We start from the raw sequence: 25,385 nt of genomic DNA on the forward strand, positions 1-25,385 counted from the left end.
ACAAGGAGGGTCCGACATCGGCCCCGCACTTTCCTCAACGTTCGGGGCCCACCTCCATGATTCCCGGACGCGGGCCGTTTCAGCCCCCGGAGAGGACGCGGACCAGGTCCTCCGCCGTCCGGCACCGGTCAAGGAGCTCCTTGACATGGTTACGTGTACCACGCAACGGTTCCAGCGTCGGTACGCGCTGCAGGGAGTCCCGCCCCGGCAGATCGAAGATCACCGAATCCCAGGAGGCGGCGGCCACGTCGTCCGCGTACTGCTCCAGGCAGCGCCCGCGGAAATACGCCCTGGTGTCCTCGGGAGGCTTGCTCTCGGCCCGCTCGACGTCGGACTCGTCCAGCAGCCGCTTCATCCTGCCGCGGGCCGCCAGGCGGTTGTAGAGCCCTTTCTCGGGGCGCACGTCCGCGTACTGCAGGTCCACGAGATGCAGCCGGGCCGCGTCCCAGTCGAGGTTGTCGCGCCTGCGGTAGCCCTCCAGGATCTCCCTCTTGGCGACCCAGTCCAGCTCGCCCGACAGGCTCATCGGGTCGTTCTCCAGCCGGTTGAGCGTGTCCTCCCAGCGCACCAGGACGTCCTTGGTCTGTTCGTCCGCGTCCACTCCGAAGCGGTCCTCGACGTACTTGCGCGCCAGTTCGAAGTACTCCATCTGCAGCTGGACCGCGGTGAGCGTCCGGCCGCTGCGCAGGGTGACCAGCCGCTGCAGCGTCGGGTCGTGGGAGACCTGGTGCAGCGTGCGCACGGGCTGGTCGACGGCCAGGTCGACGTTGATGAAACCGTCCTCGATCATCGACAGCACCAGGGCCGTCGTACCGAGCTTGAGGTAGGTCGAGATCTCGGACAGGTTCGCGTCGCCGATGATCACATGGAGCCGGCGGTACTTCTCCGCGTCGGCGTGCGGCTCGTCCCGGGTGTTGATGATGGGCCGCTTCAGGGTGGTCTCCAGGCCCACCTCCACCTCGAAGTAGTCGGCCCGCTGGCTGATCTGGAAGCCGTGCTCGTGGCCGTCCTGGCCGATCCCGACCCGGCCGGCTCCGGTCACGACCTGCCGGGACACGAAGAAGGGCGTCAGGTGCCGCACGATGTCCGAGAAGGGGGTCTCCCGCTTCATCAGGTAGTTCTCGTGCGTGCCGTAGGACGCGCCCTTGTTGTCGGTGTTGTTCTTGTACAGGTGGATGGGCTGGGCGCCGGGCAGCTGTGCGGCGCGCTCGGCGGCCTCCGCCATGATCCGCTCGCCGGCCTTGTCCCAGAGCACGGCGTCGCGCGGATTGGTGACCTCTGGGGCGCTGTACTCGGGGTGGGCGTGGTCCACGTAGAGCCGGGCGCCGTTGGTGAGGATCACGTTGGCCAGGCCGATGTCCTCGTCGGTGAGCTGGCTGGAGTCCGCGGCCTCGCGGGCCAGGTCGAAGCCCCGGGCGTCCCGCAGGGGATTCTCCTCCTCGAAGTCCCAGCGGGCGCGGCGCGCCCGGTGCATCGCCGCCGCGTAGGCGTTGACGATCTGGGACGAGGTGAGCATGGCATTGGCGTTCGGGTGGCCGGGGACGGAGATCCCGTACTCCGTCTCGATGCCCATTACTCGCCGTACGGTCATGCGGCCCTCCTTGCCCGGCGGCGCTCCCGTCCGGGAGCGGCGCTCAAGTACCGCTCGTTCTCCGTTGCGTGTGCGGTGCCCGTCCCCGCACGGCGCGACGCGGCGGTACGGACGAGCCTAGAACGCCTCTGCGCTGGTGGGGAGATCATTTCGGTCATTGCTCCGTGTGGTGCGATTACCCGTCCGGAACCACTCGGAAAGCAGCCGGCTGCGGATGCCCTCCCCCGATTTGCAAGGGGAGCCCCAGGACATCCGCAGCCGGGCTGCGATCTACAGGTATTGACCGGTGTTCGCCACCGTGTCGATGGAGCGTCCGGTGTCCGCGCCCTGCTTTCCGGTGACGAGGGTGCGGATGAAGACGATCCGCTCGCCCTTCTTTCCGGAGATCCGGGCCCAGTCGTCCGGGTTCGTGGTGTTCGGCAGGTCCTCGTTCTCCTTGAATTCGTCGACGCAGGCCTGGAGCAGGTGCGCGACGCGGAGACCCTTCTGGTTGTGGTCGAGGAAGGCCTTGATGGCCATTTTCTTCGCCCGGTCCACAATGTTCTGGATCATGGCGCCGGAATTGAAGTCCTTGAAGTACAGGACTTCCTTGTCGCCGTTGGCGTACGTGACCTCGAGGAAGCGGTTCTCCTCGGATTCCGCGTACATCTGCTCCACGACGGACTGGATCATGCCCTGGACGGCTGCCTCCTTCGAGCCGGTGTGCTCGGAGAGGTCGTCCGAGTGCAGCGGCAGCGAAGGCGTGAGGTACTTCGCGAAGATGTCCTTCGCGGCCTCCGCGTCCGGACGCTCGATCTTGATCTTGACGTCGAGCCGGCCCGGTCGCAGGATCGCGGGGTCGATCATGTCCTCGCGGTTGGAGGCGCCGATCACAATCACGTTCTCCAGGCCCTCCACACCGTCGATCTCGGCGAGCAGCTGGGGAACGATCGTGTTCTCGACGTCGGAGCTGACACCGGAGCCGCGGGTGCGGAAGAGGGACTCCATCTCGTCGAAGAAGACAATGACGGGTGTACCCTCACCGGCCTTCTCACGCGCACGCTGGAAGACCAGGCGGATGTGCCGCTCGGTCTCGCCGACGTACTTGTTGAGGAGCTCGGGGCCCTTGATGTTGAGGAAGTAGCTCTTCCCCGCGGGCTGGCCGGTCACCTCGGCGACCTTCTTGGCAAGGGAGTTGGCGACGGCTTTGGCGATCAGCGTCTTGCCGCATCCGGGCGGACCGTAGAGCAGGATGCCCTTCGGCGGCCGCAGTTCGTGCTCCTTGAAGAGGTCGGGGTACAGGTACGGGAGCTCGACGGCGTCCCGGATCATCTCGATCTGGCCGCCGAGGCCGCCGATCTTGTCGTAGTCGACGTCGGGGACCTCTTCGAGGACCAGCTCCTCGACCTCGCTCTTGGGCACGACCTCGTACACGTACCCGGACCTGGGCTCGAGCAGCAGGGCGTCGCCGGGGCGGATGGTGACGTCCAGCAGCGGCTCGGCGAGCCGCACCACCCGTTCCTCGTCGGTGTGCCCGATCACCAGGGCCCGCTCGCCGTCCTCGAGGATCTCCTTGAGGGTGACGATGTCCCCGGTGCGCTCGTACTCCATGGCCTCGACCACGTTGAGCGCCTCGTTGAGCATGACCTCCTGGCCGCGCCGGAGCTCTTCGGCCTCGACACCGGGGCTGACGTTCACCCGGAGCTTGCGGCCCCCGGTGAAGATGTCGGCGGTACCGTCCTCGTTGGCCTGCAGGAAGACACCGAAGCCGGCAGGCGGCTGCGCGAGCCGGTCGACCTCTTCCTTGAGGGCCACGATCTGGTCCCGGGCCTCACGGAGCGTGTTCGCCAGTCGTTCGTTCTGAGCGGACACGCCGGCCAGGTTCGTCTGCAGCTCGACGATCCGCTCCTCGAGAATCCTCGTGTGACGCGGAGAGTCGGCGAGCTTGCGGCGCAGGACGGCGATTTCCTGCTCGAGATAGGCGACCTGGCCGGCGGGGTCCTCAGACCCCCGCCCCGGCCGGAAGCCGCGGTTGTTGTCGTCGTCGTGGGCTGCCACGGTCCTCACCTCCTCCAAGGGGAGCTGGACGCTTCCTGACCCTACCTGGGTGGGTGGTGATTGAAACCCCTAGATCACAAAGACGGAAGGGGTGTGTCCGATCTTCACCCTTGCGCTGCCCCTCACGCCAGGGGAATACCCACCCATCAACATCGGAAAGCGGGCGGTTGTATGGTCGGAACGGCCAACACCCGTCAGGGCTGGCCCATATCGATACAACACGGCTTGATGCACACCGCGCAGGAACGGCAGGCGACATGAACGAGGCGCTCGAAGTCTGGATCGACCAGGAGCTGTGCACCGGCGACGGCATCTGCGCCCAGTACGCGCCCGAGGTCTTCGAGCTGGACATCGACGGTCTGGCGTACGTGAAGAGCGCCGACGACGAACTGCTGCAGGACCCGGGCGCCACAACGCCCGTACCGCTGCCGCTGCTGACCGACGTCATCGATTCGGCCAAGGAGTGTCCCGGCGACTGCATCCATGTGCGCCGCGTCTCGGACAAGACGGAGGTGTACGGGCCCGACGCCGACGAGCCCGCCCCCACGGACCGAGGGTGACCCCTCACGCACTCCCGGTGGCGTCCCCGCCCGAGCCGGACTCGACGAACTTCCCCCCGCTCCACCGCCACTTGACCGTCTCACGCACGTCCGGGCAGCAGCGCGGCACGTCCGGCGACGAGTACCCGAGGAGTTCGGCCGTGACGACTCCGTCACGGACGGCGAGCTCACCGACGCTCTGCCGCCGGGCGGGCTCCAGCAGGGTGGCGACGACGTGGGGCTCCCCGGAGCGGGACCGGGCCAGCACGTAGACGCCGCTGGGCGGACTACCGGAACCGGCCTGGCAGCGCGCCGTCACGACCGTCTCCCGGCCGCCGTCGCCGTCCAGGTCCCCGGTGGCCTGCCCGACCACCACGGTCGGCGCCCCGCCGCACTCCAGGGGCAGCGCGACACCGTCGGCGTCGGGGGCAGGCGCCGGAGCGGCTGCCGCCGCGGTGGTCTCCCGGCCGCCGGACTGGCCCGCTCGGGCCTGGTCCGGCTGCAGCAGGCCCGCGACGGCGACGACCGCGGACATCGCCGTCGCGGTGGCCAGCCAGTGCGCCGGGCGGGCGTGGGTGTGCGCGAGGTCCGGGACGGCGGAGGTCTGCACCGAGGCGTCTCCTGTGAGCAGCGGTTCCGGTGGGGGTGCCCGCATCGTGCCACACGTCACAGGGCGCGGGAACAGCGGGGGCGAAACCGCCGTGGCGCAAAACCGGCGCAATCCGCCCGGCGCGACCCAACGCAACGGGGCTGCCGTCGAGTTCCCCGGCGGTGACCGGAACTCGACCGTACGGCCACCGCGTTGTGCGAACGCGTCCGTCCCGCACCCGGGCCGGGTGCGGGACGGACTGCTGACGGGTGATCAGCCCTTGTTCGGGCCCTCGTAGTCCTCGCCGTAGGCGCCCTTGGCGGGCCTGCGGCGGCGCATCGGCGGCTCCACGCCGTCCGCGAGCCGGCGGGCGGTGACCAGGAAGCCGGTGTGGCCGATCATCCGATGGTCCGGCCGCACGGCCAGGCCCTCGACGTGCCAGTTGCGGATCATGGACTCCCACGGCTGCGGCTCGGCGTAGCAGCCGATCTCGCGGATGGACTCGACGGTCCGTGCGAGTTGCGTGGTGGTCGCCACGTAGCAGCACAGGATGCCGCCGGGGACGAGCGCCTTGGAGACGGCCTCCAGGCACTCCCAGGGCGCGAGCATGTCCAGGATGACGCGGTCGACGTCGGCGTCGGAGAGGTTGTCCTGCAGGTCCCCGACGGTCAGCGTCCAGGCCGGGTGCGGTCCGCCGAAGTAGCGCTCGACGTTGCCCCTGGCGATCTCCGCGAAGTCCTCACGGCGCTCGTAGGAGTGCAGCATGCCCTCGTCGCCGATGGCACGCAGCAGGAAGGCGCTCAGCGAGCCTGAGCCGACACCCGCCTCCACGACGCGGGCCCCGGGGAAGATGTCGGCGAAGGCCAGGATCTGCCCCGCGTCCTTGGGGTAGACCACGGCTGCGCCGCGGGGCATGGACAGGACGTAGTCGGGGAGCAGGGGGCGCAGCGCGAGGTAGGCGACGTTTCCCGTGGTACGGACGACACTGCCCTCGGGGGCGCCGATCAGCTCGTCGTGCGGGAAGGAACCCTTGTGGGTGTGGAAGTTCTTCCCGGCCTCGAGCGTGAACGTGTAGTGGCGTCCCTTGGGATCGGTGAGCTGGACCTGGTCCCCGACCTTGAAGGGCCCGCGACGGCGGGCGGCACCGGTCGGTTCGGACATGTGACCAGTGTATGGGGTGCGGGAAGCCACCCGTGCCACGTGGTTCAGGAGCCGGGGCGGGCCATCGCGGCCACGAAGGCCCGCTCGACGTCCGCCGTGGAGAGCACTCCGTAGATCTCCCCGGTCTCCTCCACCACCAGGTACTCGGTGGCCGGATTGGCGCGCAGCCGGTCCAGCAGTGCCTCGCCCGCGAGTTCGGCGGGAACCTTCATGCCGTCCGTGAGGTCCTGGGCGAGACCGCCGACGGCGACCCAGGGACGGCGGTGCTCGGGGACGCCGACGATCGCGGCCTCGCGGACGAGGGCGGTCGGGTCGCCGTGCCCGTCGACCACGACGAGGGCGCGGGCGCCTGCCTCGTTGGCGCGCCGCAGCGCCTCGGACAGCGGGGTCTCCGGGCCGACGGGGACGGCCCGCCGGGTGAGGGCCCTGGCACGCAGTCCGGGCAGATGCTCCCGCAGGCGGGCCATGCGCAGGCTGTTGCCCGCACCGGTCCAGATGATCGCGGCGAGGATGGCGGCGAGCAGCGCGTCCGTGACGGTCTCCATGCCGCCGATGTCCTCGGTGGGGTTGCCAAGGGCGCCGGTGTGGGTGAGGAGGGGCAGTCCGATCAGTACGGCGACGGCGAGGGCGCGGCCGACCCAGGCGGCGGCGACCGTTCCGCTCATCGGCTTGCCCGTGATCTTCCAGACGACCGCGCGCAGCATCCGGCCGCCGTCCAGCGGCAGTCCGGGGAGCAGATTGAAGGCGGCGACGATGAGGTTGGAGATCATCAGCCCGGCCAGCAGCACGCCCGGCACCGTACCGGGCTCGACGGCCTGCATACCGGCGTAGAAGACGGCGGCGAGGACGAGCGACAGCAATGGCCCGACGAACGCGAGGACGAACTCCCGGCCCGGGGTCTCCGACTCCTTCTCGATCTCCGAGACGCCGCCGAAGAACTGGAGCTGGATCCGCCGCACGGGCAGCTTGTAGCGCAGCGCCACGACGGTGTGCGCCAGTTCGTGGACCAGCACCGACGCGTAGAAGGCCACCGCGAAGAACAGCGACACGAGATAGCGGGCGCCGCCGAGCTCCGGCAGGACCCGGTCCAGCTGGCCGCCGAAGACCCAGGTGATGAGGGCCGCGACCAGGAACCAGCTGGGGGCGACGTACACGGGCACGCCGAAGGGGCGGCCCATGAGGATGCCGCCGCCGGGCTCCGCGGAGCGGTCGTGTCCGCCGCCGGGGTCCGCTTCCCCCGTGCCGGACCGCGCGCGCGTACGCTCGCCGCTCTCCTCGTCCTTCTTCACGGGTTCCCTTCGTCGCGAGGCGTGGCTCGCTCGATCATGCAGTGCGAGAGGGCCTGACGTCGATGGTATGCCGCTCGCTGTCGGTGGCGGGCCGTAGGGTCTGAGTCATGAGTACGAGTCAGCCGCCCGTTCCGGATGGCCCGCCGCACCCCGTGGAGGGGCCGCCGCCCGCGGCGGAGGTCCCCGCGCCCGCGGTGGAGGGGCCGCCGCCCGCCGCCGTGGTGCCCTCGCAGCCCCTTCCGGTGGACGAGTCAGGCGCGGCCGACGGGCATCCGGTCCCGCCGGAGGGTTCTCCCGCCTCCCCTCCGGAGGGACGGCCGCCGATGTCGCTGTCGCCCTCACGGGCGAGCGACTTCATGCAGTGCCCGTTGCTCTACCGCTTCCGGGTGATCGACCGGCTGCCGGAGAAGCCGAGCGAGGCGGCCACCAGGGGCACGCTGGTGCACGCGGTCCTGGAGCGGTTGTTCGACGCGCCGGCAGCGGAGCGCACGCCGCCGCGTGCGAAGGCGCTCGTCCCCGGTCAGTGGGACAGGCTGCTGGAGTCGCGGCCCGAGCTGGGCGAGCTGTTCGCCCGGGACGAGGACGGCGAGCGGTTGGCGCGCTGGATGTCCGAGGCGGAGGCGCTGGTCGAGCGGTGGTTCTCCCTGGAGGACCCGACTCGGCTGGAGCCGGCCGAGCGCGAGCTGTTCGTGGAGACGGAGCTGGAGTCGGGGCTGCGGCTGCGCGGGGTGATCGACCGGGTGGACGTGGCGCCCACGGGCGAGGTGCGGATCGTCGACTACAAGACGGGCAAGGCGCCCCGGCCCGAGTACAGCGAGGGCGCGCTGTTCCAGATGAAGTTCTACGCCCTGGTGGTCTGGCGGCTGAAGGGCGTGGTGCCGCGACGGCTGCAGCTGGTGTACCTGGGCAGCGGGGAGGTGCTCACGTACGACCCGGTCCCGGCGGACCTGGAGCGGGTGGAGCGCAAGCTGCTGGCCCTGTGGGACGCGATCATGCGGGCCACTGAGACGGGCGACTGGCGGCCGCGACCGACCAAGCTCTGCGGCTGGTGCGACCACCGGGCCCGGTGCCCGGAGTTCGGCGGGACTCCGCCGGTGTACCCGCTGCCCGTGGTCCCCTCGGGCTGACGCGCGGCGCGCCCGGCGCCGCCCCGCGGGGCGGGGGTCGCCCGGCGAGGTCGGCCTCCGGCAGGCAGGGCAGAATGGGGCGGTCCCGTATTCCTGAGGAGATTCCGTGGCTATCCGCGTCCTACTCGTCGATGACCAACCGCTGCTGCGCACGGGCTTCCGGATGATCCTGGAGGCCGAGCAGGACATCGCCGTGGTCGGTGAGGCCGGGGACGGCCTGCAGGCCCTGGACCAGGTGCGGGCGCTGCAGCCCGACGTGGTGCTGATGGACATCCGGATGCCGAGGATGGACGGCGTCGAGGCGACCCGCCAGATCACCGGCCCCGAGCGGGACGGCCCGGCCAAGGTGCTGGTGCTGACCACGTTCGACCTCGACGAGTACGTCGTCGAGGCGCTGCGGGCGGGCGCGAGCGGCTTCCTGCTGAAGGACGCCCCGGCGAACGAGCTGGTGCAGGCGATCCGGGTGGTCGCGGCCGGCGAGGCGATGCTGGCGCCGAGCATCACTCGGCGGCTGCTCGACAAGTACGCGGGGCATCTGCCGTCGGGCGAGGAGCCGGCGCCCCACACACTCCACACCCTGACCGAGCGCGAGGTCGAGGTCCTGAAGCTGGTGGCCCGCGGGCTGTCGAACGCCGAGATCGCGGCTGACCTGTTCGTCAGCGAGACGACGGTCAAGACGCACGTGGGCCACGTCCTGACGAAGCTGGGCCTGCGCGACCGCGTCCAGGCTGCGGTGTACGCGTACGAGAGCGGTCTGGTGCGACCGGGAGCGCAGTGACCGGCGCGGGCGGCGGGCGGCACCCCGGGGCGACGGGATCCGAGGGGGCCGCCGACCGCGGCGCGCCCGGCCGGGGAGTCGGTCGGGTGTACGGGGGGCCGGGCGTCCGAGGGTGAGCCCTGAGCGCCCGCGCCCGGCGTGGACCGGCGGCCGCTGCCGCGCCTGCGGAGGACCCCGGTGGCCGATGGCCACCGGGGTCCTCCGCGTACGAGCGGACCGGAGCCGGCCGCCGGACGGGTGTCAGCCCTTCTTGATCTCCCAGAAGCGGAAGACCGTGGAGGCGTCGAGCGTCCACTCCAGGCCGGTGATGTTGCCGTTGTAGACGGCGTACTGCTTGCCCTGCCACAGCGGGAGGATCGGCAGTTCGTCGGCGACGATGTCCTGCAGCTGGGCGTACTCGTCATCGGTGGAGGACCGGTCCGCCACGGCAGCCGTCTCCGGGATGATCTTGCCGGTGATCTGCTTGTTCTCGTAGTTGTTGCTGAGGACGTTGCCCTCGCCGAAGAACGGCTGGGTGAAGTTGTCGGCGTCCGGGTAGTCGGGGACCCAGCCCTTGACGTAGACGCCGTACTTGCCGGCCTGGACGTCCTTCTCGTACTTCTCGAACTCGACCGACTTGACGTCCGCCTGGAACAGACCGCTCTTGTTGAGCTGCTGCGCGATCGCGGCCATCTCCAGGTCGGTGGCCGGGCCGTAACGGCTCGGGGTGGACCAGAGGGTGAGCTTCACCTTCTCGTCGATGCCCGCCTCGCGCAGGACCTTGCGGGCCTTGTCCGGCTGCGGGTGGCCGCCGTAACGGTCGAAGAAGGCGGTGTTGTGACCGGCGATGCCGGCCGGGACGATCGAGTGCAGCGGCTCGGCGGTGCCCTTGTAGACGTCGCGGACGAGGGCGTCCCGGTCGACGAGGTAGGCGACGGCCTGGCGCACGGCGAGCTTGCCGGTGACCGGGTGGTTCATGTTGAAGACCAGGTGCTGGACCTCGGCGCTGTTGCCCTCGACGACCGCGATGCCCTGCTTGCCGGCCTCGACGGAGGCCTGGAGGCCGTCGATGTCCTGGGCGGTGAGGCCTCGGTAGGCGACGTCGACGTCGCCCTGCTTCAACGCGGAGCCGAGGCCCTTCTGGTCGCCCCGGAAGAACGTCAGGGTGACGCCGGTGTTCCGGACCTCGGCGTTGCCCTTGTACTCGGGGTTGACCGAGAAGACGGCCTCCTTGTCACTGAAGGAGTCCAGCCTGTACGGGCCGGAGCCGACCGCCTTGCCGTCCGTGCGCAGGGAGCCCGCCTCGTACTCGCGGTGGTCCACGATGGAGCCCGCACCGGAGGCGATCTTGCTCGGGAAGGTGGCGTCGGGGACCTTCAGCTTGAAGACGACCGTGCGCTCGTCGGGCGTCTCGATGCTGTCGATGGTCGAGAGCAGCGGGCCGGGACCGGAGTCGCTGGCGATCTTCAGGGCTCGCTCGAAGGAGAACTTCACGTCCTTCGAGGTCAGGTCGTTGCCGTTGCTGAACTTGAGACCCTCGCGCAGCGTGCAGCGGTAGACGGTGCTGCCGCTCTCGAAGCCGCACTTCTCCGCGGCCTCCGGCTGCGGGGTGGAGCCGCCCTTCGGGAAGGCCATCAGGGACTGGAAGACGTTGTTGAACAGCAGCCAGGAGCCGGGGTCGTAACCGTCCGCGGGGTCCGTGGCGAGGACGTCGTCGGAGATGCCGACGGCGACCCGGACGCCTCCGCCGTCGGACCCGTCGCCGTGCTCCGAGCCGCAGCCCGCCAGCAGTACGGCGGACAGCCCCGCGGCCAGCGGCGCCGTCGTGCGCTTGAATCGTGCCTTCACAGAACCTTGCCTCTTGCTCTCGTTTCCGGCCGCGCCCTTCGCGGCCGGGTCATGAAGGGTCAGGCGGTGCCGCGCTCGAGTTCCCACAACTGGAGGTCGGAGGAGGCGTTCAGCGTCCACTCGACTCCGTTGATGTCCGACCGGGCGGCGACGTACTGCTTGCCCTGCCACAGCGGCAGCACCGGGACGTCGGTGGCGACGATGTCCTGGAGTCTGGCGAAGGGGAGGGCGGCGGCACTGCGGTCGGCCTTGCGGCGGGACTCCGGGATGAGCTGATTGCGCGCGGCGGTGCTCACATAGGGGGTGTTGAGGAAGTTGTCCTCGTCCAGGAACGGGGCGATGTAGTTGTCCGGGTCCGGGAAGTCGGGGAACCAGCCCAGGCCGTAGACGGCGTAGTCGCCCCGCTTCTGCGCGGGACGGTACTCGGACCACTCCGTGCCCTTGACCGTCACGTCGAACAGGCCCGTGGCGTTGAGCTGGCCGCGCAGCGCCGCGAACTCCTTGGCCGTGCCGGAGCCGTAGTGGTCGGTGGTGTAGTGGAGGGTGAGCTTCACCGGGGTGGTGATGCCGGCCTCGCGCAGGAGGCGGGCCGCTCGTCGGCGGTCGGGCTCGCCGTAGCGTTCGAAGAACGAGTTGGTGTGACCGGTGATGCTCGTGGGGATCAGCGAGTAGAGCGGCTCGGCGGTGGCGCCGTAGACCGTGCTCGCGATCTTTCCACGGTCGACGACCGAGGCCACGGCCTGGCGGACCGCCTTGTCCCCGACGGACGGGTCCTCGGTGTTGAAGCCCAGGTAGCGGATCTCCAGCCCGGGGACCTCGCTGAGCTCGATACCGTCCTTGGGGTGCTCCCGCAGGTCCCTGATCTGCTCGGGGGACATGGAGCGGGCCATCATGTCGATCTCGCCGGACTCCAGGGCCTCCCCCATCGCGCCGGCGTCGGCGAAGGAACGGAGCTCGACCTGGTCGTTGCGGACCGTCAGATCGCCCTTGTAGTCGGGGTTCTTGGTGAAGACGGCCCGGACGAGCCTGCCACCGTCGGTCTCGGCCGCCATCGTGTACGGGCCGGAGCCGTCGACCCGGAAGCCCTCGCGCAGCCTGTCCGCGTCGTAGGAGTCGCGGCTGAGGATGCCGGCGACCGGCGTGGAGAGCTTGTAAGGGAAGGTCGCGTCCGGCGAGGTCAGGTGGAAGACGACCTCCTTCTCGCTCCTGGCCTCGACGGTGTCGACGGTGGAGAGCAGCGCGGCCGTGCCGTTGTCGGACTCGATGTCCAGCACGCGCTCGATGGAGAACTTGACGTCCTCTGCGGTGACGGGCCCGCCCCCGGCGAAGGTGAGTCCGTCGCGGAGGACGCAGCGGTAGGTCTCGCTCCGGGAGTCGGTGAACTCGCAGCGGGAGGCGGCCTCGGGGACCGGCCGCCCGCCTCCGCGCGGCACGTGCATCAGTGTCTGCACGGTCTGCCGCAGGACGTTCCAGGCGCCGGTGTCGTAGGCGAAGGCGGGGTCGAAGGGCGCCGGGGTCCCGCTGTCGGCGATGAACCGGTCGGTGGTCCCGACGACTATGGCGTTGCCTCCGTCCGGCGCCCCGGGCGTGGTGCCACAGGCGGCGAGTACGGGGGCGAGCAGGCCCATCAGGGCCGGCAGCACCAGAGTCTTGCGGTTCATCCTGGGCTTTCTCCCTCGATCCCTCACTGGGATGCAGTGGTTGCGGGACACTCCGCCGCTGCCGCCCGTTCGGGGCGGTGCGATCGGGCCGGGATGCGGGGGCGATCGGTCCTGCGGGCACGGCGAAGAGGATGGTCCCCGTGACACGTCGGTGGTGCGGCGAAGCTCTCGCGACGAGATTAGTGGCTGAGTCAGGAACGCCGGACCGGGCCCGAGTTGGGGGCTGCGCTCCGATGAGGGGGCATGGCGGGGAGTCTATATTCACGCGCCGGAATGATTCGTGCACTGCCCCATCAATCGGGACACATGGACACACCCGAATCACCACAGATCGGACCGCGGTCGCCCTGGCCGCGCTGTTTATGCAGCATCCCGCGTGATGAATGTCACGCACGATGGATGGTCACGGAAATTACACGGTCGATCGCCCTTGGTTCCCGTGGATATTCCTCTGCACTCTCGGTGAATGTCTCAGTTCATCCGGGTGATCAGTGTGCGCAGAAAATACAGATCCACTTCCTCGAGCGAGCCCACCACGATGCGCCCGTCGGCGGGGGCGATCGGCGCCACGGAGGGGATCGCCACGACACGGCAGCCCGCGGCCTCGGCGGAGGCCACACCCGTGGCCGTGTCCTCGATGACCGCGCAACGGGCGGGATCGGCGCCCAGCCCCCTCGCCGCGTGCAGATACGGGTCGGGGTGGGGCTTGGTGCGGGGCACCTCGTCCCCCGCCACGCTCAGCGCGAAGCGGTCGCGGCCCAGGGAGGCGAGCACCCGGTCGATGATGCGCCGGTGCGAGGCGGAGACCAGGGCCGTGGGCACGTTGTGCGCCGCCAGCTCGGTGAGCAGTCGCTCGGCCCCGGGCATCAGCGGCACACCGGAGGTGATGCGGGCCTCGAAGCGCTCGTTGAGCAGCACGGTCAGCTCGGCGAGGGTGATGTCGGCACCGGTCGCCTCGATGAGGTAGCCCGCGCTGCGGGTCATGGGGCCGCCGACGACGACGTCACGCCATGCCTCGTCCAGTTCGTGGCCGAGATCGGCGAAGACCTCACGCTCCGCGTCCCACCAGAAGCCCTCGGTGTCCACGAGAGTGCCGTCCATGTCGAGGAAGACGGCCTGCAGGGCGGAGCCGCCCGCCGTGCGGGCCGGGGACGCGGGGACCGTACTGGTCATCCGGACACCTCCATCGGGGACGCACAGGCCGGCCGCCAAATCGGGCGACCGGCCTGTATGGGACCGACCAGTGTACGACGCGCGCGGGGGAAACGCGCGATCCGTCACCGCGCGTTGAAGTACTTCGCCTCCGGGTGGTGGATCACGATGGCGTCGGTGGACTGCTCGGGGTGGAGCTGGAACTCCTCCGAGAGCTTGACGCCGATGCGCTCCGGCTCCAGCAGCTCGGCGATCTTGGCGCGGTCCTCGAGGTCGGGGCACGCACCGTAGCCGAGGGAGAACCGTGCGCCGCGGTACTTCAGGGCGAACATGTCCTCGATCTCCGCCGGGTCCTCGCCCGCGAACCCGAGCTCCGCGCGGACCCGGGCGTGCCAGTACTCGGCGAGGGCCTCGGCGAGCTGGACGGACAGACCGTGGAGTTCGAGGTAGTCGCGGTACGAGTCGGAGGCGAAGAGCTTGGCGGTGGCGTCACCGATCTTCGAGCCGACGGTGACGACCTGGAGGCCGACGACATCGGTCTCGCCGGACTCCTCGGGGCGGAAGAAGTCGGCGAGGCACAGCCGGCGGCCGCGGCGCTGGCGGGGGAACGTGAAGCGGGTGCGTTCCGAGCCGTCCTCGCCCAGCAGGATCAGGTCGTCGCCCTTGGAGACACAGGGGAAGTAGCCGTGGACCACGGCCGCCTCCAGCAGGTTCTGCGTGTGCAGCTGGTCGAGCCAGCCCCGCAGCCGCGGACGGCCCTCGGTCTCCACCAGCTCCTCGTAGGACGGTCCATCGCCGGTCCGTGCCTGCTTGAGGCCCCACTGGCCCTTGAAGAGCGCGCCCTCGTCCAGCCAGGAGGCGTACTCCTTGAGCTGGATGCCCTTGACGACCCGCGTGCCCCAGAACGGGGGCTCCGGCACCCGGTTGTCGGTGGCGACGTCGGAGCGCACGGCACCCTGCTCCTCCGGCCGCTCCTCGACGACCGCGGCGGCGGTGCTCCGAACCCGGCGCTGCTTCAGTTCAGGCAGCACGGCACCGGGGACGCCGCGCTTGACCGCGATGAGGGCGTCCATCAGGCGCAGGCCCTCGAAGGCGTCGCGGGCGTAGCGGACTTCGCCCTCGTAGATCTCGTGGAGGTCCTGTTCGACGTAGGCGCGGGTGAGCGCGGCGCCGCCGAGGATGACGGGGTAGTCGGCCGCCAGCTTGCGCTGGTTCAGCTCCTCCAGGTTCTCCTTCATGATGACCGTGGACTTCACCAGGAGTCCGGACATGCCGATCACATCGGCCCGGTGCTCCGCGGCGGCCTCCAGGATCGCCGAGACCGGCTGCTTGATGCCCAGGTTGACGACGTTGTAGCCGTTGTTGGACAGGATGATGTCCACCAGGTTCTTGCCGATGTCGTGGACGTCGCCGCGGACGGTGGCCAGCACGATCGTGCCCTTGCCCTCGGCGTCCGACTTCTCCATGTGCGGTTCCAGGTAGGCCACCGCCGACTTCATCACCTCGGCCGACTGCAGCACGAACGGCAGCTGCATCCGACCCGAGCCGAACAGCTCCCCGACGACCTTCATGCCCTCCAGCAGCGTGTCGTTGACGATGTCGAGCGCCGGGCGGTCCTGGAGCGCCTCGTCCAGGTCCGGCTCCAGGCCGTTCTTCTCGCCGTCGATGATGCGCCGCTTCAGGCGCTCCTCCAGCGGGAGGGCGGCCAGTTCCTCGGCCTTGCCCGCCTTCAGGGACTTCGCCGTCGCCCCCTCGAACAGCTCCATCAGCTTCTGCAGGGGGTCGTAGCCCTCGGCGCGGCGGTCGTGGATCAGGTCCAGGGCCGTGGCGACCTGCTCCTCCTCGAAGCGGGCGATCGGCAGGATCTTGCTCGCGTGCACGATCGCCGAGTCCAGGCCGGCCTTGACGCACTCGTCGAGGAAGACCGAGTTGAGCAGGATCCGCGCGGCCGGGTTCAGGCCGAAGGAGATGTTCGACAGGCCGAGCGTCGTCTGCACGTCGGGGCGCCGGCGCTTGAGCTCGCGGATGGCCTCGATGGTGGCGATGCCGTCCTTGCGGGACTCCTCCTGACCGGTGCAGATGGTGAATGTCAGGGTGTCGACGAGGATGTCCGACTCCCGGATCCCCCAGTTCGAGGTGAGGTCCTCGATCAGCCGCTCGGCGATCTCCACCTTCTTCTCCGCCGTGCGGGCCTGGCCCTCCTCGTCGATCGTCAGCGCGATCAGCGCGGCGCCGTGCTCCCGGGCCAGCGCGGTGACCTTGGCGAACCTCGACTCGGGCCCGTCGCCGTCCTCGTAGTTCACCGAGTTGATCACCGCCCGGCCACCCAGCTTCTCCAGGCCGGCGCGGATCACCTCCACCTCGGTGGAGTCCAGGACGATCGGCAGCGTCGAAGCGGTGGCGAACCGGCCCGCCAGCTCCTCCATGTCCGCCACACCGTCCCGGCCGACGTAGTCGACGCACAGGTCGAGCATGTGCGCGCCCTCGCGGATCTGGTCCCGGGCCATCTCCACACAGTCGTCCCAGCGGCCCTCCAGCATGGCCTCGCGGAACTTCTTCGACCCGTTCGCGTTGGTCCGCTCCCCGATCGCCAGGTACGAGGTGTCCTGGCGGAACGGCACGGTCTGGTACAGCGACGCGGCGCCCGGCTCCGGACGCGGGCGGCGCTCGCCCGGGGTGAGGTCCCGCACCCGCTCCACGACCTGTCGCAGGTGCTCCGGAGTCGTCCCGCAGCAGCCGCCCACCAGGGAGAGCCCGTACTCGCGCACGAACGTCTCCTGTGCGTCCGCCAGCTCCGGGGCGGTCAGCGGGTAGTGCGCGCCGTCCTTGCCCAGGACCGGCAGACCCGCGTTCGGCATGCAGGACAGCGGGACGCGCGCGTGCCGGGCGAGGTAGCGCAGGTGCTCGCTCATCTCCGCCGGGCCGGTGGCGCAGTTCAGGCCGATCATGTCGATGCCCAGCGGCTCCAGCGCGGTCAGCGCCGCACCGATCTCCGAGCCGAGCAGCATCGTGCCCGTCGTCTCGACCGTGACCGAGCAGATCAGCGGCACCGTGAAGCCGGCCGCGTCCATCGCCCGGCGGGCGCCCAGGACGGACGCCTTCGTCTGCAGCAGATCCTGCGTCGTCTCCACCAGCAGCGCGTCCGCCCCGCCCGCGATCAGCCCCTCCGCGTTCCGCTGGTAGGCGTCGCGCAGGGTGACGTACGGGGCGTGGCCCAGCGTCGGCAGCTTCGTGCCCGGCCCCATCGATCCCAGCACCCATCGCTGCCGCCCCGAGGACGCCGTGAACTCGTCCGCGGCCTCGCGGGCGATCCGGGCACCGGCCTCGGACAGCTCGAACACACGCTCGGGGATGTCGTACTCACCCAGCGCGGCGAAGTTCGCGCCGAACGTGTTCGTCTCCACACAGTCCACGCCCACCTCGAAGTAGGCGGAATGGACCGAACGGACGATGTCCGGGCGGGTCACGTTCAGAATCTCATTGCAGCCCTCGAGGTTCTGGAAGTCGTCGAGGGTGGGGTCCTGCGCCTGGAGCATCGTGCCCATCGCGCCGTCGGCGACCACCACACGGGTCGCCAGCGCGCGGCGCAGGGCGTCCGCTCGGGTACGGCTGTCGTGGGACGTACTGCTGCCTGCGGAAGTCGGGCTGTCGGCGGAAGGGGTCGGCAACGAGGCCATGAAGGTGCTCCCTGGAGTGCGACGGCTGTCGGCTTTGCGGCTTCCCTTGGAAGGCGCACCCGGCCAGCGTAGCCGGGCCGGGCGCGGCACGGTGGAGCGGTCCAGGAGGTGGACGCCGTGTGTCCCTGGTGATGACCGGGTGAGCATGGTGTTGCCACACTGTTCCGGCAGTAACACCGATTCGGCATCGGCCGATAGTGTTCAGCATTGTCGAACGAGGTTGGGGAGAAGGGCCGGAACGATGGCGAAGAACATCCAGTCACTGGAACGGGCGGCGGCGATGCTGCGGCTGCTCGCGGGTGGCGAGCGCCGTCTCGGCCTGTCGGACATCGCCTCGTCCCTCGACCTGGCCAAGGGCACCGCACACGGCATCCTGCGCACCCTCCAGGCGGAGGGGTTCGTCGAGCAGGACCCGGCGTCCGGGCGCTACCAGCTCGGCGCGGAGCTGCTGCGGCTCGGCAACAGCTACCTCGACGTCCACGAGCTGCGGGCCCGCGCGCTGGTCTGGACCGACGACCTGGCCCGCTCCAGCGGCGAGAGCGTCCACCTGGGCGTACTGCACCAGCAGGGCGTCCTGATCGTCCACCACGTCTTCCGCCCGGACGACAGCCGCCAGGTACTGGAGGTGGGCGCGATGCAGCCGTTGCACTCCACGGCCCTGGGCAAGGTGCTCTCCGCGTACGACCCCGTCGCCCACAGCGAGGTCCTGGAGATCGACCGGGAGGCGTTCACCCCGCGCACCGTGACGGCGCTGCGGGCCTTCAAGGGCGAACTCGACCTGACCCGGGCACGGGGTTGGGCCTCCGACGTGGAGGAGACCTGGGAGGGCGTGGCGGCGGTGGCCGCGCCCATCCACGACCGCCGGCGGATGCCGGTCGGCGCGATCGCCATCACCGGCGCGGTGGAACGGGTGTGCGGCGACGGCAAGGAGCTGCGGGCCGAGCTGGTCGCCGCGGTACGGGACTGCGCCCGCGCCGTCTCCAGGGACCTGGGCGCCGGCCGCTTCTGACCCCTCGGCCCGGCCCGCCCCACCCCGTCGCCGCACAGGGCGCCGCCCCACGCCGACCCGCAGGGGCCGCTCCCCCGCCCGCGGCCGCACGCGCCCCTGGGCCCCGACCGGCGCCCCCCGACCGCCCACCGGCGCCCCACGCCCCCCGCACCCCCACCGCGCCCCCGCGCGTCCGGCCCGGTCGCGGAACCGGCCGTACCCCTCCCGCTCCACTCCGCACGGGCACCGCGCCGGCTTCCCGACCGGCCGAGATCCCTCACAGCGGGCGATTTCGCCCTTCCGGGCGCACCATCGATAACGAAACGGTTTTCGGCCACACAACCCTTGACGCCGTGTTAACCAGAGGACAAAACTGCCGTGCATCGGTCGGCATTGTCGAACACCTACCGGCAATACGCGCTAGAGTGTGGCAACGCCAAGGGCCGGTATCGCTCTCACCCCGAGGGCGCGAACCACGGAGGGACCCGTCGGTTCGCCTTCCCCTGGACGAAGGACAAAGGAGTCGCGGGTGTCCAGCTCCGACATCTTCATCGGCGAGATCATTGGTACCGCCGTACTCATCCTGCTCGGCGCCGGCGTGGTCGCCGCCGTCGTACTCAAGCGCTCAAAGGCACAGGGCGCCGGCTGGGTCGCCATCGCCTTCGGGTGGGGCTTCGCGGTCATGACCGCCGTCTACATCGCGGGCCCCCTGTCCGGTGCGCACCTCAACCCCGCAGTCACGCTGGGAATCGCGATCACCAGCGGCGACTGGAGCAACGTCCCCGTGCAGATGGCGGGCGAGCTCATCGGCGCCATGGTCGGCGCCTTCCTGGCCTGGGTCACGTACTACGGCCAGTTCAAGGCCCATCTGGAAGACCCGGAGCTCGTGCCTCCGCCGCTGGAGGAGGGCCTGGTCGACGAGAGGTCCGCCCCGAAGGCCGGCCCCGTGCTCGGCATCTTCTCCACCGGTCCGGAGATCCGGAACGTCTGGCAGAACCTGGCTTCCGAGATCATCGGCACGCTCGTTCTGGTGCTGGCCGTGCTCACCATGGGTCTCAACGACAGCGGCAAGGGCCTCGGTGTCCTCGGCGGGCTGATCGTGGCCCTCGTGGTCGTCAGCATCGGCTTCTCCCTCGGCGGTCCTACCGGGTACGCCATCAACCCGGCCCGCGACCTCGGCCCGCGCATCGTGCACGCCCTGCTCCCGATGCGGAACAAGGGCGGCTCCGACTGGGGGTACTCGTGGATCCCCGTGGTGGGCCCTCTGATCGGTGCCGCCATCGCAGCGGGCATCTACCAGATCGCCTTCGCCTGAGCCGTACGTCCCTTCCTCAGACTTCCAGGAGCACACCGTGACCGACGCACACACCGCCGGCCCGTTCATCGCGGCCATCGACCAGGGCACCACCTCGTCCCGCTGCATCGTCTTCGACAAGGACGGACGCATCGTCTCCGTCGACCAGAAGGAGCACGAGCAGATCTTCCCGAAGCCGGGCTGGGTCGAGCACAACGCGACCGAGATCTGGAACAACGTCCAGGAGGTCGTCGCCGGGGCCATCGAGAAGGGCGGCATCACCGCAGCCGACGTCAAGGCCATCGGCATCACCAACCAGCGCGAGACCACGCTGCTCTGGGACAAGAACACCGGTGAGCCCGTCCACAACGCCATCGTCTGGCAGGACACCCGCACCGACGCGCTCTGCCGGGAACTCGGGCGCAACGTCGGCCAGGACCGGTTCCGCCGGGAGACCGGGCTGCCGCTGGCGAGCTACTTCTCCGGCCCGAAGGTCCGCTGGATGCTCGACAACATCGACGGCCTGCGCGAGCGCGCCGAGCGCGGCGACATCCTCTTCGGGACCATGGACTCCTGGGTCATCTGGAACCTGACCGGGGGCGTCAACGGCGGCCACCACGTCACCGACGTCACCAACGCCTCGCGCACCATGCTGATGAACCTCCACACCATGGAGTGGGACGAGAAGATCGCCCAGTCCATGGACGTGCCGATGGAGGTCCTCCCGGAGATCCGCTCCTCCGCGGAGGTGTACGGAGAGGTCAAGGAGGGCGTCCTGGCGGGCGTCCCGGTCGCCTCGGCGCTGGGCGACCAGCAGGCCGCGCTCTTCGGCCAGACGTGCTTCTCCGAGGGTGAGGCGAAGTCGACCTACGGCACCGGCACGTTCCTGCTGATGAACACCGGCAGCAAGATCATCAACTCCTACTCCGGTCTGGTCACGACCGTCGGATACAAGATCGGCGACGAGGCGCCCGTCTACTCGCTCGAGGGCTCGATCGCCGTCACCGGTTCCCTCGTGCAGTGGATGCGCGACCAGATGGGCCTCATCAACACCGCGCCCGAGATCGAGACGCTCGCCGCGTCCGTCGAGGACAACGGCGGCGCCTACATCGTCCCGGCTTTCTCCGGCCTCTTCGCCCCGTACTGGCGCTCGGACGCCCGCGGTGTGATCGCCGGCCTCACCCGGTACGTCACCAAGGCGCACATCGCGCGCGCCGTGCTCGAGGCCACGGCCTGGCAGACGCGCGAGATCACGGACGCCATGACCAAGGACTCCGGTGTCGAGCTGACCTCCCTGAAGGTCGACGGCGGAATGACCTCCAACAACCTGCTGATGCAGACCCTCTCGGACTTCCTGGACGTGCCCGTGGTGCGTCCGATGGTGGCCGAGACGACCTGCCTCGGCGCCGCCTACGCCGCCGGCCTGGCCGTCGGCTTCTGGCCGGACACCGACGCGCTCCGCGCCAACTGGCGCCGGGCCGCCGAGTGGACCCCCCACATGGACGCTGCCAAGCGTGATGACGAGTACAAGTACTGGCTCAAGGCCGTCGAGCGGACCATGGGCTGGCTCGAGCACGACGAGAGCTGACGAGGAGCAATCGAGAATGACCACCCTGCAGAGCGTCCCCTCGCTGGGGACGCACCCGGCCTCCGGTTCCCTCCCGAGCCGCGCCGAGACGAGGGAGCAGCTTGCGAAGGCGACCTACGACCTCCTGGTGATAGGCGGCGGCATCCTGGGCATCTCCACGGCCTGGCACGCCGCGCAGGCCGGGCTGCGGGTGGCCCTGGTGGAGGCCGGCGACTTCGCCGGCGCCACCTCCTCCGCCTCCTCCAAACTGCTCCACGGCGGTCTGCGCTATCTGCAGACCGGCGCCGTGAAGCTGGTGGCGGAGAACCACTTCGAGCGCCGCGCCCTCTCCCGGGAGGTGGCGCCCCACCTCTCCAACCCGCTGACCTTCTACCTGCCCGTCTACAAGGGCGGACCGCACGGCGCGGCCAAGCTCGGCGCGGGAGTCTTCGCCTACTCGGCGCTCTCCGCGTTCGGCGACGGCGTCGGCCACGTCATCTCGCCCGCCAAGGCCCAGCGTGACGTGCCCGAGCTGCGCACGGAGAACCTGAAGGCCGTGGCCGTCTACGGCGACGACCAGATGAACGACGCCCGCATGGCGCTCATGGCGGTCCGCGCGGCCGCCGAGTCGGGGACGGTCGTCCTCAACCACGCCGAGGTCACCGGACTCCGCTTCACCAAGGGCAGGGTCACCGGCGCCGAGCTCAGGGACCGCACGGACGGCACCGAGTTCGGTGTCACCGCCCGGCTGGTCCTCAACGCGACCGGCCCGTGGGTGGACCACCTGCGCAGGATGGAGGACCCGGACGCGGCACCCTCGATCCGGCTCTCCAAGGGCGCGCACCTGGTCCTCAAGCGCACCTCCCCCTGGAAGGCCGCGCTGGCCACCCCGATCGACAAGTACCGCATCACCTTCGCCCTCCCCTGGGAGGACATGCTGCTGCTCGGCACGACCGACGAGGAGTTCGAGGGCGACCCTGCGGACGTCGCGGTCAACGAGAAGGACATCGCCCAGATCCTCGACGAGGCCGCCTTCTCCATCCGCGACCAGCAGCTGTCGCGCGATCTGATCACCTATTCCTTCGCCGGCCTCCGGGTGCTGCCGGGCGGCCCCGGCGACACCTCCAAGGCCAAGCGGGAGACGGTGGTCACCGAGGGCCGCGGCGGCATGCTGTCGGTCGCCGGCGGCAAGTGGACGACGTTCCGCCACATCGGCCGCACGGTGCTGAACAAGCTCGCCGAGCTTCCGGGGCGGCCGCTCGCCGACGACATGGAGCCGGTCTCGCACCTGCCGAAGAAGCTCCCGCTGCCCGGTATCGCCAACCCGCGCGCCGTCGCGCACCGGCTGCTCGTGGACGCCCCGGCGCCCGGGCCCCGGATGTCGGCGGACACCGCTCGCCACCTCGCCACCCACTACGGCTCGCTGTCCTTCGACATCGCCCGGCTGGCGAACGAGGACCCCGGCCTGGCGGAGCGGATCCACCCGGACGCCCCGGAGATCTGGGCCCAGGTCGTGTGGGCGCGCGACCACGAGTGGGCCGAGACGGCCGACGACGTGCTGCGCCGCCGCACCACGCTGACGATCCGCGGCCTCGCCACCGACGAGATCCGCGGGAAGGTCGAGGACCTGCTGCACAAGCGGGCCTGAGACGGGACCGTAGCGGGCACGGTCCGTGCGACGAGGGCGGCTCCGTCTGGAGCCGCCCTCGTCGTCCGCTCGGTCGTCGGATGGCACGAGGCACCAGGGGAAGCATGCCTGTCACCGACGATGCCGTCGAGAAAGACGAGGGCCTGATCGTCTCCGGTGCGCCGCGGCCCGGCGACCGGCTGCCCGGGGAGAGCGAACTCGCCGCCGGACCTGGGCTGTCGAGGAACTCGCTCCGCGAGGCGGTCCGCGCACTGTCGCTGATGCGCGTCCTCGACGTGCGCCAGGGCGACGGCACGTACATGACCAGCCGGGGCCCCAACTGCTCCTGGAGGCACCGGGATTCGTGGCGGGGGCCCTCACCCAGCGGGACGCGGTCGGCCGTGCGCTCCACGTGCACCGGGCGATCCTCTCGGAGCTGCGCAACCGGGACGCCGAGTCCGCCCGGTCCCGGGCGACGGTGCACAACGCGGGCTCGGAGCGGTGGCCCGACCGGACCGCACCGGGCGCGGGACACGATGCGCGGGCCTGCGGAACGGGCCCGTCGGGGCAGCGGGGCGTCCGGGCCCGCATACGGGAGGAGAATCCGGGTACTCCTGGTGCCACGTGGTGTCCCGGTGGACCACGGCCGGGTCGGTGACGTGCTCGTGGAGGTGGTCGGCGTACTCGACGCGACGTGCGGGGGGCGGCGGCACGGCCGGTCCGGCCGTCCCGGGAGCGAGTTCCGGCCGTCGTGCGGCCTCGACGAAGCCGGCGCCGGCCGTCGGCTCGATCCGTCCGGTCCCGTCGGCGACGGCCCCTTCCGGACTCACGGCGGCGCGCACCGCCGGACATCCGGCCTCCTGGGCGTGGGACGGCAGGCGTCGTCGCAGGCCGGAGGCCCGGGGCCGCCCCCTGGGACCGCGGTGGCGGCTCGGCCGGATCTCCCGCCGGAACGGGCGATCCTCCGGCCTGCGCCGCCGCCGTACGGAAGTTCACCCTGCCGTGCACGGGGACTGCGGGCGGGCGCCCCCGAAGCCGTAAGGTTGGGGCGTACGAGAGGGAACGTCGGAAGGAGGCCTGGGTGATCGAGCTCGAGGGGGTTCCCGAGCTGATCGACCCGGTCATGGTGGCCGCGTTCGAGGGCTGGAACGACGCCGGCGACGCCGCGTCCACCGCGGTCGCGCACCTGGACCGCGAGTGGAAGGGCGAGGTGTTCGCGGCGCTCGACGCCGAGGACTACTACGACTTCCAGGTCAACCGGCCCACGGTGTGGCTGGACGGCGGGGTACGGAAGATCACCTGGCCCACGACACGGCTCTCCGTGGTGCGGGTCGGCGGGGAGAAGCCCCGCGATCTGGTGCTGGTCCGGGGGATCGAGCCGTCGATGCGCTGGCGCTCGTTCTGCAACGAGTTGCTGGGCTTCGCCCACGAACTGGGCGTCGAGATGGTGGTGATCCTGGGCGCGCTGCTCGGCGACACCCCGCACACACGGCCCGTACCGGTGAGCGGTGTCACCTCGGATCCGGATCTGGCCAGGACGATGGACCTGGAGGAGACCCGCTACGAGGGCCCTACCGGCATCGTCGGCATCCTCCAGGAGGCATGCACCCACGCCGGGGTACCGGCCGTGTCGCTGTGGGCCGCCGTGCCGCACTACGTCTCCCAGCCGCCCAACCCGAAGGCGACACTGGCGCTGCTGAACCGGCTCGAGGACCTCATCGGCCTCCGCATCCCGCTCGGCGAACTGGCCGAGGACGCCCGGGCCTGGCAGCTCGGCGTGGACCAACTCGCCTCCGAGGACAGCGAGGTGGCGGAGTACGTGCAGACGCTGGAGGAAGCCAGGGACACCGCCGAGCTGCCGGAGGCGTCCGGCGAGGCCATCGCCCGGGAGTTCGAGCGCTATCTGCGCCGTCGTGACGGCGGCCCCGGGCAGGGGCCGGGCGGTCATGCCACGGAGGCCGGGGACGGCTCGTACCTGCGGGACACCGCGGGCGGGCGGGCGAAGCCGCCGAAGCCGCAGCGCGCCGATCAGGGGACGGACGGGTCCGAGGAGGACGACTCCGCGGCGGCTGGGTCCACCGGACCCACCGGGTCCTCGGGTGCTCCCGAGTCCTCGGAATCGCCCGACTCCCCGGAGTCCTCGGAGGACTGACGTCCCGGAGTCTCCTCGGGGTCTCCTCGTGGCGCTGTGCGCCCCGCCCGCTCATGCGCTCCCGCTCCGGTCCGGCGCAGCAGCACGGGCCGCCGGACTCACGGGGGTCCGCGGGTCGGTCAGCCGCAGCGGAAGCCGGCCGCCGCCGAGTCCGCGCGGTCACCGGACTCCGAGCCGTCGGTGTTCCACGGTGCCGGCGCGCGGCCCCGCCCCGCCGGTGCGGAGGACCCGGCCCGGCACCGGGACCGGACGGCCCCGCCGACCGCCGCCTCCTCCGGCCCCAGTTCTTTCATGGACAGAACAAACGGCCGCCCCCGGACCCGTGACGG

17 protein-coding genes and 1 pseudogene are annotated in these 25,385 nt (G+C 70.5%); 9 read left to right on the forward strand and 9 right to left on the reverse strand.

The genetic code is table 11. The annotated features are described in order from the left end of the window. Window positions 1-79 precede the first annotated feature (79 nt). Both dop and arc read right to left on the reverse strand, forming a co-directional pair. On the reverse strand, window positions 80-1,591 hold the full coding sequence (dop, locus tag AB0J10_RS05240; protein WP_363057971.1) for a depupylase/deamidase Dop: 1,512 nt from the start codon (window positions 1,589-1,591) through the stop codon (window positions 80-82). A 270-nt stretch (window positions 1,592-1,861) separates the two neighbouring features. Then, the gene (arc, locus tag AB0J10_RS05245) at window positions 1,862-3,628 is read right to left on the reverse strand and encodes a proteasome ATPase (protein WP_363057973.1); all 1,767 of its coding nucleotides are present in this window, start codon (window positions 3,626-3,628) and stop codon (window positions 1,862-1,864) included. 257 nt (window positions 3,629-3,885) lie between these two features. Between arc and AB0J10_RS05250 the strand changes: the two genes are divergently transcribed. Next, complete coding sequence (locus AB0J10_RS05250) at window positions 3,886-4,188, forward strand: ferredoxin (protein WP_363057975.1); 303 nt, start codon at window positions 3,886-3,888, stop codon at window positions 4,186-4,188. A 4-nt stretch (window positions 4,189-4,192) separates the two neighbouring features. Here AB0J10_RS05250 and AB0J10_RS05255 read toward each other — a convergent pair whose 3' ends face one another. The 3 genes from AB0J10_RS05255 to AB0J10_RS05265 all read right to left on the reverse strand — a co-directional run bounded on the left by AB0J10_RS05255 (window position 4,193) and on the right by AB0J10_RS05265 (window position 7,206). Continuing rightward, entirely contained in the window at window positions 4,193-4,777 is a 585-nt protein-coding gene (locus AB0J10_RS05255) for a hypothetical protein (RefSeq protein ID WP_363057977.1), read from the reverse strand. A 252-nt stretch (window positions 4,778-5,029) separates the two neighbouring features. After that, window positions 5,030-5,917: a tRNA (adenine-N1)-methyltransferase gene (locus tag AB0J10_RS05260; protein ID WP_363057979.1), complete on the reverse strand. Its 888-nt coding sequence runs from the start codon at window positions 5,915-5,917 to the stop codon at window positions 5,030-5,032. A gap of 44 nt (window positions 5,918-5,961) precedes the next feature. Next, the gene (locus AB0J10_RS05265; protein ID WP_363057981.1) at window positions 5,962-7,206 is read right to left on the reverse strand and encodes a site-2 protease family protein; all 1,245 of its coding nucleotides are present in this window, start codon (window positions 7,204-7,206) and stop codon (window positions 5,962-5,964) included. Between the two features lie 323 nt (window positions 7,207-7,529). Here AB0J10_RS05265 and AB0J10_RS05270 point away from each other — a divergent pair, with 323 nt between their 5' ends. Both AB0J10_RS05270 and AB0J10_RS05275 read left to right on the forward strand, forming a co-directional pair. Continuing rightward, complete coding sequence (locus tag AB0J10_RS05270) at window positions 7,530-8,333, forward strand: PD-(D/E)XK nuclease family protein (RefSeq protein WP_363058273.1); 804 nt, start codon at window positions 7,530-7,532, stop codon at window positions 8,331-8,333. Window positions 8,334-8,439: 106 nt separating this feature from the next. Next, the gene (locus AB0J10_RS05275) at window positions 8,440-9,111 is read left to right on the forward strand and encodes a response regulator transcription factor (protein WP_363057983.1); all 672 of its coding nucleotides are present in this window, start codon (window positions 8,440-8,442) and stop codon (window positions 9,109-9,111) included. A gap of 240 nt (window positions 9,112-9,351) precedes the next feature. Here AB0J10_RS05275 and AB0J10_RS05280 read toward each other — a convergent pair whose 3' ends face one another. The 4 genes from AB0J10_RS05280 to metH form a co-directional block, all read right to left on the reverse strand. After that, window positions 9,352-10,938 carry an ABC transporter substrate-binding protein gene (locus AB0J10_RS05280; protein WP_363057985.1) on the reverse strand — a complete coding sequence of 529 codons (1,587 nt, stop codon included), beginning with the start codon at window positions 10,936-10,938 and terminating at the stop codon, window positions 9,352-9,354. A gap of 59 nt (window positions 10,939-10,997) precedes the next feature. Continuing rightward, on the reverse strand, window positions 10,998-12,599 hold the full coding sequence (locus AB0J10_RS05285; protein ID WP_363057987.1) for an ABC transporter substrate-binding protein: 1,602 nt from the start codon (window positions 12,597-12,599) through the stop codon (window positions 10,998-11,000). A 471-nt stretch (window positions 12,600-13,070) separates the two neighbouring features. Then, entirely contained in the window at window positions 13,071-13,772 is a 702-nt protein-coding gene (locus AB0J10_RS05290) for an HAD family phosphatase (RefSeq protein ID WP_363057989.1), read from the reverse strand. 104 nt (window positions 13,773-13,876) lie between these two features. Further along, window positions 13,877-17,428 carry a methionine synthase gene (gene metH, locus AB0J10_RS05295; RefSeq protein WP_363057991.1) on the reverse strand — a complete coding sequence of 1,184 codons (3,552 nt, stop codon included), beginning with the start codon at window positions 17,426-17,428 and terminating at the stop codon, window positions 13,877-13,879. 241 nt (window positions 17,429-17,669) lie between these two features. Here metH and AB0J10_RS05300 point away from each other — a divergent pair, with 241 nt between their 5' ends. From AB0J10_RS05300 to AB0J10_RS05325, 6 genes and pseudogenes are all read left to right on the forward strand, one after another. After that, window positions 17,670-18,437, forward strand: a complete 768-nt coding sequence (locus AB0J10_RS05300; protein WP_363057993.1) for an IclR family transcriptional regulator — start codon at window positions 17,670-17,672, stop codon at window positions 18,435-18,437. A 508-nt stretch (window positions 18,438-18,945) separates the two neighbouring features. Further along, window positions 18,946-19,731 carry an MIP/aquaporin family protein gene (locus AB0J10_RS05305; RefSeq protein ID WP_363057994.1) on the forward strand — a complete coding sequence of 262 codons (786 nt, stop codon included), beginning with the start codon at window positions 18,946-18,948 and terminating at the stop codon, window positions 19,729-19,731. A 37-nt stretch (window positions 19,732-19,768) separates the two neighbouring features. Continuing rightward, window positions 19,769-21,298 (forward strand): glycerol kinase GlpK, encoded by a 1,530-nt coding sequence (gene glpK, locus AB0J10_RS05310; protein ID WP_363057995.1) that lies wholly within the window; start codon window positions 19,769-19,771, stop codon window positions 21,296-21,298. Between the two features lie 16 nt (window positions 21,299-21,314). Next, entirely contained in the window at window positions 21,315-22,925 is a 1,611-nt protein-coding gene (locus tag AB0J10_RS05315) for a glycerol-3-phosphate dehydrogenase/oxidase (protein WP_363057997.1), read from the forward strand. A gap of 104 nt (window positions 22,926-23,029) precedes the next feature. Next, window positions 23,030-23,409: pseudogene (locus AB0J10_RS05320) on the forward strand (GntR family transcriptional regulator); the annotation flags it as partial. A gap of 576 nt (window positions 23,410-23,985) precedes the next feature. Further along, the gene (locus AB0J10_RS05325) at window positions 23,986-25,056 is read left to right on the forward strand and encodes a PAC2 family protein (RefSeq protein ID WP_363057999.1); all 1,071 of its coding nucleotides are present in this window, start codon (window positions 23,986-23,988) and stop codon (window positions 25,054-25,056) included. Window positions 25,057-25,385 lie beyond the last annotated feature (329 nt).

This window comes from Streptomyces sp. NPDC049887, from assembly GCF_040656535.1.
Classification (GTDB): Bacteria; Actinomycetota; Actinomycetes; order Streptomycetales; family Streptomycetaceae; genus Streptomyces.

Bases quoted from the DNA above. Each gene is read 5' to 3' on its own strand.
- dop (WP_363057971.1), bottom strand. From the start codon at position 1,591: ATGACCGTACGGCGAGTAATGGGCATCGAGACGGAGTACGGGATCTCC.
- AB0J10_RS05250 (WP_363057975.1), top strand. From the start codon at position 3,886: ATGAACGAGGCGCTCGAAGTCTGGATCGACCAGGAGCTGTGCACCGGC.
- AB0J10_RS05260 (WP_363057979.1), bottom strand. From the start codon at position 5,917: ATGTCCGAACCGACCGGTGCCGCCCGCCGTCGCGGGCCCTTCAAGGTC.
- AB0J10_RS05270 (WP_363058273.1), top strand. From the start codon at position 7,530: ATGTCGCTGTCGCCCTCACGGGCGAGCGACTTCATGCAGTGCCCGTTG.
- AB0J10_RS05285 (WP_363057987.1), bottom strand. From the start codon at position 12,599: ATGAACCGCAAGACTCTGGTGCTGCCGGCCCTGATGGGCCTGCTCGCC.
- AB0J10_RS05290 (WP_363057989.1), bottom strand. From the start codon at position 13,772: ATGACCAGTACGGTCCCCGCGTCCCCGGCCCGCACGGCGGGCGGCTCC.
- metH (WP_363057991.1), bottom strand. From the start codon at position 17,428: ATGGCCTCGTTGCCGACCCCTTCCGCCGACAGCCCGACTTCCGCAGGC.
- AB0J10_RS05300 (WP_363057993.1), top strand. From the start codon at position 17,670: ATGGCGAAGAACATCCAGTCACTGGAACGGGCGGCGGCGATGCTGCGG.
- AB0J10_RS05315 (WP_363057997.1), top strand. From the start codon at position 21,315: ATGACCACCCTGCAGAGCGTCCCCTCGCTGGGGACGCACCCGGCCTCC.